6 protein-coding genes are annotated in these 8,438 nt (G+C 42.0%); 5 read left to right on the forward strand and 1 reads right to left on the reverse strand.

The genetic code is table 11. From position 1 onward, the window contains the following. Positions 1 to 132: 132 nt before the first annotated feature. Positions 133 to 1,338 carry an amino acid aminotransferase gene (locus tag HYG88_RS13815; protein ID WP_178883292.1) on the reverse strand — a complete coding sequence of 402 codons (1,206 nt, stop codon included), beginning with the start codon at positions 1,336 to 1,338 and terminating at the stop codon, positions 133 to 135. A gap of 713 nt (positions 1,339 to 2,051) precedes the next feature. Here HYG88_RS13815 and HYG88_RS13820 point away from each other — a divergent pair. The 5 genes from HYG88_RS13820 to HYG88_RS13840 all read left to right on the forward strand — a co-directional run bounded on the left by HYG88_RS13820 (position 2,052) and on the right by HYG88_RS13840 (position 8,348). Beyond that, positions 2,052 to 2,762: a GntR family transcriptional regulator gene (locus HYG88_RS13820; protein ID WP_004956801.1), complete on the forward strand. Its 711-nt coding sequence runs from the start codon at positions 2,052 to 2,054 to the stop codon at positions 2,760 to 2,762. Then, positions 2,755 to 3,636 (forward strand): methylisocitrate lyase, encoded by an 882-nt coding sequence (gene prpB, locus HYG88_RS13825; protein ID WP_005163496.1) that lies wholly within the window; start codon positions 2,755 to 2,757, stop codon positions 3,634 to 3,636. Before HYG88_RS13820 ends, prpB begins: the two co-directional genes overlap by 8 nt. A gap of 137 nt (positions 3,637 to 3,773) precedes the next feature. Beyond that, entirely contained in the window at positions 3,774 to 4,931 is a 1,158-nt protein-coding gene (gene prpC / locus HYG88_RS13830; protein WP_004907222.1) for a 2-methylcitrate synthase, read from the forward strand. Continuing rightward, on the forward strand, positions 4,931 to 7,549 hold the full coding sequence (gene acnD / locus HYG88_RS13835) for a Fe/S-dependent 2-methylisocitrate dehydratase AcnD (protein ID WP_039047607.1): 2,619 nt from the start codon (positions 4,931 to 4,933) through the stop codon (positions 7,547 to 7,549). The genes prpC and acnD overlap by 1 nt, the downstream gene beginning before the upstream one ends. Before the next feature lie 130 nt (positions 7,550 to 7,679). Beyond that, positions 7,680 to 8,348 carry an NACHT domain-containing NTPase gene (locus HYG88_RS13840; protein WP_178883293.1) on the forward strand — a complete coding sequence of 223 codons (669 nt, stop codon included), beginning with the start codon at positions 7,680 to 7,682 and terminating at the stop codon, positions 8,346 to 8,348. The last annotated feature ends 90 nt before the right edge of the window (positions 8,349 to 8,438 follow it).

Here is an 8,438-nt window from a genome sequence, read left to right on the forward strand (position 1 = left end):
AAATTTTAGTTTTAATGAAGCTGGTTTTGTAAAAATAAAAATGGTTGTTTCACGTGAAACAACCATTTTTGATCCATAAAGTCTCCCTTTTAAAAGGGAGATGACGAGCGATTATAGCTCCGCAAGGGGATTTTAAGCTGATTTTGCTAGCACTTCAGCCATTGCTTTTGCAACTTTATAAATATTATTCATATTTAAACCTGCAACGCAGATACGGCCACTGCGAACAAGGTAAATTGCATATTCTTCACGTAAGGTGTCGACTTGCTCGCCTGTCAAACCTGTATAGCTGAACATACCTTTCTGGTTTACAAGGTAGCTAAAGTCACGCTCAGGAAGTGCTTTAGTCAACTCATCTTTTAAGATACTACGCATTTTGATAATACGTTCGCGCATCTCTTTCACTTCATTTTGCCATTGTTGATTGAGATCAGCGTCATTTAATACTTGATCAACCAACCATGCACCCGTTGTTGGTGGGCTTGAGTAGATACGACGTACCGTTGCTTTTAACTGACCGAATGTGCATTTTGCTGCTTCAGCATCGTCACATACGAAAGTTAAACCACCAACACGCTCACCATAAAGTGAGAAGATTTTAGAGAACGAGTTGCTGACGATGAAGTTTAAACCAGCTTGGTCTAAAGCACGAATCGCATAAGCATCTTGTTCCATGCTATCGCCAAAGCCTTGATAAGCGATATCAAGGAATGGAATCAAGTTACGCTCTTTTAATACCACAATTACTTGATCCCACTGTGCTGGATTTAGATCTGCACCTGTCGGGTTGTGGCAGCAAGGGTGTAACAATACAATGCTTTGCTCTGGCAAAGTTTTTAATGTTGACAACATACCATCAAAATCAACGCCACGTGTTTCGGCATCGAAATATGGATAGTAGTTGCTCTTGATGCCAGCACCGTTGAAAATTGCAACATGGTTATCCCACGTTGGTTGGCTCACCCAAACTTCTGAATTTGGGAAATAAGTTTTTAAGAAATCTGCACCGACTTTTAATGCACCTGAACCACCCAATGTTTGAATGGTTGCAACACGACCTTGTTGAATAGCAGGGCTGTTTGCACCAAACAATAACGCTTGAATCGCATCACGGTAAGGTTTAAAACCTTCCATTGGAAGATAAAGTTTGGTTTTATCATTTTTAGGTGCAATACGTTTTTGCGCTTCGATAATAGTTTCGAGCTGTGGAACGATACTGTCTTCGTTGTAGTACAAACCAATACTTAAATTAACCTTTTCAGCGCGTGGATCAGCGTTGAACTGTTCCATTAAAGAGAGAATTGGGTCGCCTGCATAAGGTGGGATATGTTGAAACATTAACAATGTCCTTTTATTCAACAAGGTGCATGGATGTGTCTTGTGGAGCGCTGCTCCAGATGCCCAATAATGTACCAATAAAGCGATGATGAAGCACGCTGTTATTTACATTTCTAGTGTAGGGTCTGTTGACATTTCACAGATGCTTGCGACAGAGGACATTTTTTAGACGGTACAAGGCATGTTTAGCGAAATTTAGTTATTCTAAATGAGCGAAACATAACGCACGCAGTAACGACAAAAATGTTCCTGTCCCGCAGGGTTATGGCTAAAACCTCCCTAAACTGCGTTATGAAACTTGACAAGGGAAGGCCATTGCCTGCGTTTCATGCCTTGTTTATGTTGTTTTAGCCGATAACGCAATGCATGGCTGAAATATCAACAGACCCTATTATTTACTTACAAAAATTTGTAGCAAAGCACTCGATTATAAAGATTGTCTACAATCAAGCTCTCATACCATAGTCGTAGCATAAGCAATATCAATGAGTCCAAAGATATACAAAATTGAGCGTAGATCAATTGTAATAAAATCATAAACATTTGTTTTATTTGTAATTATTATGATTTTTGTGACGGTTTTGAATGATTCTAATCAGAATGGATAGAATGTCTGACTGACTGCACAGGTCTATTTTATTGTCGACAATCCTATTGCATTATTTCTACTATCCCGTTATAAAATCATCAAAACTGTAGAGATTGTCGACAATATGCAAGATACCCTTGTTCCTCAAGCCATCAGCACGAGTCAGAGTATTACTCTGACGGAACACGTATTTAAGCAAATTCAATCGGCGATTGTATTAGGACAAATTCCTGCGGGCAGTAAAATTTCTGAACCTGAGTTAGCGCGTATTTACGGGATTAGTCGTGGTCCATTGCGCGAGGCGATTCATCGTCTCGAAGGGCAGCGATTGGTAGAGCGTACGGCACATGTTGGTGCGCGAGTTGTTTCTCTTTCTCTACAACAATTTAAAGAACTTTACCAAATTCGTGCTTCACTTGAAGGCTTAGCTTGTAAGCTGGCTGCACAGCATATTGATAAAAAACAAATCTTAGCATTGCGTGATGTGTTGCGAATGCATGCTGAAGATGAAAATTTTAAAGCAGGTAAGGGTTATTACCTACAAGAAGGTCAAGACGATTTCCATTACTGCATTATCAAAAGCAGTGGCAATAAAACCTTAGAAAAAATGTTATGTGATGAGCTGTATCACCTCATCCGTATGTATCGAATTCAATTTTCAAACACCCCAAATCGACCGAGCAAAGCTTGGGACGAACATATCCGCATTTTAGATGCGATCGCAGAAGGTGACGGTGAACTTGCCGAAATGCTGATGCACCGTCACATCAATGCATCTTACAAAATTGTTGAGCAAACATTGCTGCAAACCCAAGGAGAACATCAACATGGCTAAATCTGCTGGTCAGCTATTCCGCGACGCGGTCGCAAATGAAAAACCATTACAAGTGGTGGGTGCGATCAACGCCAATCATGCATTGTTAGCAAAACGTGCAGGCTATAAAGCAATTTATTTGTCAGGTGGTGGTGTTGCCGCAGGTTCGTTAGGTTTACCTGATTTAGGGATTAGTAACCTTGATGATGTATTGACGGATGTACGCCGTATTACTGATGTCTGTGATTTACCATTATTGGTTGATGTGGATACAGGTTTTGGTGCTTCAGCATTCAACATTGCACGTACCACTAAATCAATGATTAAGTTCGGCGCAGCAGCAATGCACATCGAAGACCAAGTGGGTGCAAAGCGTTGTGGACACCGTCCAAACAAAGCGATCGTGACCCAACAAGAAATGGTTGATCGTATTAAAGCTGCGGTTGATGCACGTACGGATGAAAGTTTTGTGATTATGGCGCGTACTGATGCACTTGCAGTTGAAGGCTTACAAGCAGCAATTGATCGTGCAGGTGCGTATATTGAAGCTGGTGCGGATATGTTGTTCCCTGAAGCGATCACTGAATTGGCGATGTACAAGCAATTTGCTGACCTGACTAAAGTTCCAGTATTAGCAAACATTACTGAATTTGGTTCTACACCATTATTCACGACTGAAGAGTTGGCTTCTGCGGATGTGAGCATTGCGTTATATCCACTTTCAGCATTCCGCGCGATGAACAAAGCAGCAGAAAATGTGTATGTGACTTTGCGTCAAGAAGGCACACAGAAGAACGTTGTTGACACCATGCAAACCCGTCAAGAATTGTATGAGCGTATTAATTACCATGCGTTTGAACAGTATCTTGATGCATCGTTTGAAAAAGCAAAATAAGAAATCCCCCTAAATCCCCCTTTTTCAAAGGGGGACTTCCCTCCCTTTGGGAAAGGGAGGTGAGGAGCGGTTGTAGCTCCGCAAGTGGGATTTTAGAACTCATAATTCACATAGAAAGAACAGAAAAGGACAATCTTATGAGCAGTAATGAAACTCCAACAGGCTTCAAGCCAAAAAAATCAGTTGCGTTAAGTGGTCAAGTTGCAGGTAACACAGCACTTTGTACCGTAGGTCGTAGTGGTAATGACTTGCACTACCGTGGTTATGACATTCTTGACCTTGCAGTGGGTAGCGAATTTGAAGAAGTTGCGCACTTGCTTGTACATGGCAAACTTCCAAACAAAGCTGAGTTGAAAGCATATAAAGCAAAACTGAAAGCACTTCGTGGCTTACCAGCAGCATTGAAAACTGCACTTGAGCAGTTACCACCATCTGCACACCCAATGGACGTGATGCGTACGGGCGTTTCAGTTCTAGGTTGTTTAACGCCTGAACATGAAGATCACAATGAAGCGGGTGCGAAAGACATCGCTGATAAATTGATGGCAAGCTTGGGTTCAATGTTGTTGTATTGGTACCACTTCAGCAACAACGGTCGTCGTATCGAAGTTGAAACGAATGATGACTCAATCGCTGCACATTTCCTCCATTTACTTCATGGCGAAGCGCCATCTGAAGAATGGATTCAAGCCATGCATACCTCTTTGATTCTGTATGCTGAGCATGAATTCAACGCTTCTACATTTACTTCACGTGTTGTTGCAGGTACAGGTTCAGACATGTACTCAGCAATTACAGGTGGTATTGGTGCGTTGCGTGGTCCAAAACATGGTGGTGCGAATGAAGTTGCATTTGTGATTCAACAACGTTATGACAACGCTGATGAAGCAGAAGCAGACATCCGTAGCCGTGTAGAGAAAAAAGAAGTGATCATCGGCTTTGGTCACCCTGTTTATACGATCTCTGATCCACGTAACGAAGTGATCAAGAAAGTGGCGCGTGATCTTGCTGATGCTCAAGAGAACACCAAAATGTACCTCATTGCTGAACGTTTAGAAGCAGTGATGAAAGAAGTGAAGAACATGTTCCCGAACCTCGACTGGTTCAGTGCGGTGAGCTATCACTTGATGGGTGTTCCAACAGCAATGTTCACTCCATTATTCGTGATTGCACGTACAGCGGGTTGGTCTGCACATGTGATTGAACAACGTCAAGACGGCAAGATCATTCGTCCAAGCGCGAACTATACTGGCCCTGAAAACTTAGAATTCAAACCATTGGCGGAGCGTGGTTAATGACAAATCAATACCGTAAACCGCTGCCAAATCAGAATGGCAATACCCAGCTTGAATACTATGACGTGCGTCAAGCCGTTGAAGATATTCAGCCAGGCGCATATGAAACTTTGCCATACACATCTAAAGTGTTGGCAGAGCAGCTTGTACGTAAGGCTGATGCAGAAAACTTAACTGATTATTTAAAGCAATTGATTGAACGCCGTCAGGACATGGATTTTCCTTGGTATCCTGCACGTGTGGTATGTCATGACATCTTAGGTCAAACCGCACTCGTCGACCTAGCTGGTTTACGTGATGCGATTGCTGACAAAGGTGGCGATCCTTCTAAAGTGAACCCAGTAGTTCCTACGCAGTTGATCGTGGATCACTCTTTGGCAGTGGAATATGGCGGCTTTGATCCTGACGCGTTTGAGAAAAACCGTGCAGTAGAAGATCGTCGTAACGAAGACCGCTTCCACTTTATCGAGTGGACGAAAACCGCATTTAAAAATGTCGACGTAATCCCTGCGGGTAACGGCATCATGCACCAGATCAACTTGGAGAAAATGTCTCCAGTGATCCAAAATCGTGATGGTTTAGCGTTCCCAGACACATGTGTAGGTACAGACTCACATACACCACATACGGATGCACTTGGTGTGATCTCAGTGGGTGTGGGTGGTTTAGAGGCTGAAAACGTGATGTTAGGTCGTGCATCTTGGATGCGTCTTCCAGACATTATCGGTGTTGAGCTTGTCGGTCAACGTCAAGCAGGCATCACAGCGACTGATATCGTATTGGCACTCACTGAATTCTTACGTAAAGAACGAGTAGTCGGTGCATACCTTGAGTTCTTCGGTGAAGGTGCAGACACCATGTCGATTGGTGATCGTGCAACCATCTCGAACATGACACCTGAATACGGTGCAACGGCTGCGATGTTCTACATCGACCAAAATACGATTGATTATTTACGCCTGACAGGTCGTGAAGATGCACAAGTGGCATTGGTTGAGCAATACGCAAAAGAAATCGGTCTTTGGGCATCAGATATGACCAAAGCACAGTATCCACGCGTACTTCGTTTTGATCTTTCAACAGTCACTCGTAACATTGCAGGTCCATCAAACCCACATGCACGTGTATCTACTGCTGACTTGAAAGAAAAAGGTATTGCAGGTGTTGTTGAAAACCGTACTGATGGTTTAATGCCTGATGGCGCGATCATCATTGCTGCGATCACGTCTTGTACCAATACCTCAAACCCACGTAACACGGTGGCAGCAGGTCTATTGGCACGTAAAGCCAATGAACTTGGTTTGGTTCGTAAACCTTGGGTGAAATCTTCATTTGCACCAGGTTCTAAAGCGGCTGCACTTTATCTTGAAGAAGCTGGCGTACTCAAAGACCTAGAGAAACTTGGTTTTGGTATCGTTGCGTATGCATGTACTACGTGTAATGGTATGTCAGGTGCGCTTGATCCAGTGATTCAACAAGAAATCATTGACCGTGATTTGTATGCGACAGCGGTACTTTCGGGTAACCGTAACTTCGATGGTCGTATCCATCCATATGCAAAACAAGCGTTCTTGGCATCTCCGCCACTTGTGGTGGCGTATGCGATTGCAGGAACAATTCGTTTTGACATCGAAAAAGACTCATTGGGTACAGACAAAGACGGTAATCCAATTTACCTGAAAGATATCTGGCCATCTGATGCTGAAATCGATGCACTGGTAAAAGAAGCTGTGAAGCCTGAACAATTTCGCAAAGTCTACATTCCAATGTTTGACCTCGGTGAAGTTGAGCAAGCGGAAAGCCCACTTTACGACTGGCGTCCAATGAGTACTTACATCCGTCGTCCGCCGTATTGGGAAGGGGCTTTGGCTGCACCACGTACTTTGACCAACATGCGTCCGCTTGCAATTTTGGGTGATAACATCACGACTGACCATTTATCGCCTTCAAATGCGATCATGATGGATTCTGCTGCGGGTGAATACCTACATAAAATGGGCGTACCTGAAGAAGACTTCAACTCATACGCGACACATCGTGGTGACCATTTGACAGCCCAACGTGCAACATTTGCCAACCCGAAATTATTTAATGAAATGGTGGTTCGTTCTGACGGCACGATTAAACAAGGTTCAAAAGCGCGTGTAGAGCCTGAAGGCGAAGTGATGCGTATGTGGGAAGCGATTGAAACTTACATGAACCGTAAGCAACCGTTGATCATTGTAGCGGGTGCGGATTATGGTCAAGGTTCAAGCCGTGACTGGGCAGCGAAAGGTGTTCGTCTTGCAGGTGTTGAAGCGATCGTGGCTGAAGGTTTTGAGCGTATTCACCGTACTAACTTAGTGGGTATGGGGGTGTTACCGCTTGAGTTTAAACCAGGTGTGAACCGTAAAACGTTGAAGTTAGATGGTACTGAGCTTTATAGCGTGATTGGTAATATCTCACCGCGTTCGACTTTGACTTTAGTGATTGAACGTTCAACGGCTGATGGTAAAGAAGAAATTCTTGAAGTGCCTGTCACTTGCCGTTTAGATACAGAAGAAGAAGTTTCTGTATATGAGGCGGGCGGTGTATTGCAGCGTTTTGCGCAAGACTTTTTAGAAGGTCAAGTGGCTTAATATTTAGTCTATAACTAATTGAAATTTATTTTAAAAGACCCTATCTTGATGATGGGGTTTTGGTTTTTATATTATTGTAAGATGGAAATAATGTTAAAATATAATCAAAATCACTACAGAATATTATGTCATGGCAGATACAACTGATTTAGCGACACCTGTTATTACTATTTTTGAAAAAATTTTTACTCCATTAAAACAATTTGCAGAGTTTCAATTAGAGAAAGTTAACTTTCAATCGTTGGCTTTAGAAGCCCATAATAAATTGGCTGGTTTAGCTCAAGTCAGAACTATTAATGAATTTGATAGATCAGTTTCTTTATATGATTTTTATGTTCCCCCTCAAGTAACTAATCTAGAATCAAATCAAATATTTGTAGTAAATGATTTGAGTGATTTTTCTAACCCAAAGAAAGTCTTGATTTCTGGGATAGTCGGACAGGGTAAATCCATTTTAATGAAGAATTTAGCTATAAAGGAATCCTATAAGGGTGAGAAATTTCCAGTTTTCATGGAATTGAGAGAGTTGGGGGAAGAAGAAGGCTTAGAAAATTTTATACATAGAAATATAGGTAATTATATTGGTTTGGAAAGCCATAAGCTTCAAAGCTATTTATTGAGGGAAGGTAAGGTAATTTTATTTTTGGATGGGTTTGATGAAATTAAAACGGGTGAAATGGGGAGAATTGTTAAAGAATTTGAAAAGTTAATAAAAAAATTTCCAAAATTAAATTTTATAGTTTCTTCTCGACCTGAAGAAAATAGGACTTACGCATTGACGGATTCAAAAAAGTATTAAAATAGTTTATAAAGTATCTGTGATCAGACGAACTAAACATGCTTCTACAGCAACTTGTACATTACCCATTTATATGGGCTTTCTCATGAC

The sequence above is a fragment of the Acinetobacter sp. SwsAc4 genome (genome assembly GCF_013391535.1).
In the GTDB taxonomy this organism is placed as follows: Bacteria; Pseudomonadota; Gammaproteobacteria; order Pseudomonadales; family Moraxellaceae; genus Acinetobacter.

Coding starts and splice junctions, on each gene's coding strand:
- HYG88_RS13840 (WP_178883293.1), top strand. CDS start 7,680: ATGGCAGATACAACTGATTTAGCGACACCTGTTATTACTATTTTTGAA.
- HYG88_RS13820 (WP_004956801.1), top strand. CDS start 2,052: ATGCAAGATACCCTTGTTCCTCAAGCCATCAGCACGAGTCAGAGTATT.
- HYG88_RS13815 (WP_178883292.1), bottom strand. CDS start 1,338: ATGTTTCAACATATCCCACCTTATGCAGGCGACCCAATTCTCTCTTTA.
- acnD (WP_039047607.1), top strand. CDS start 4,931: ATGACAAATCAATACCGTAAACCGCTGCCAAATCAGAATGGCAATACC.
- prpB (WP_005163496.1), top strand. CDS start 2,755: ATGGCTAAATCTGCTGGTCAGCTATTCCGCGACGCGGTCGCAAATGAA.
- prpC (WP_004907222.1), top strand. CDS start 3,774: ATGAGCAGTAATGAAACTCCAACAGGCTTCAAGCCAAAAAAATCAGTT.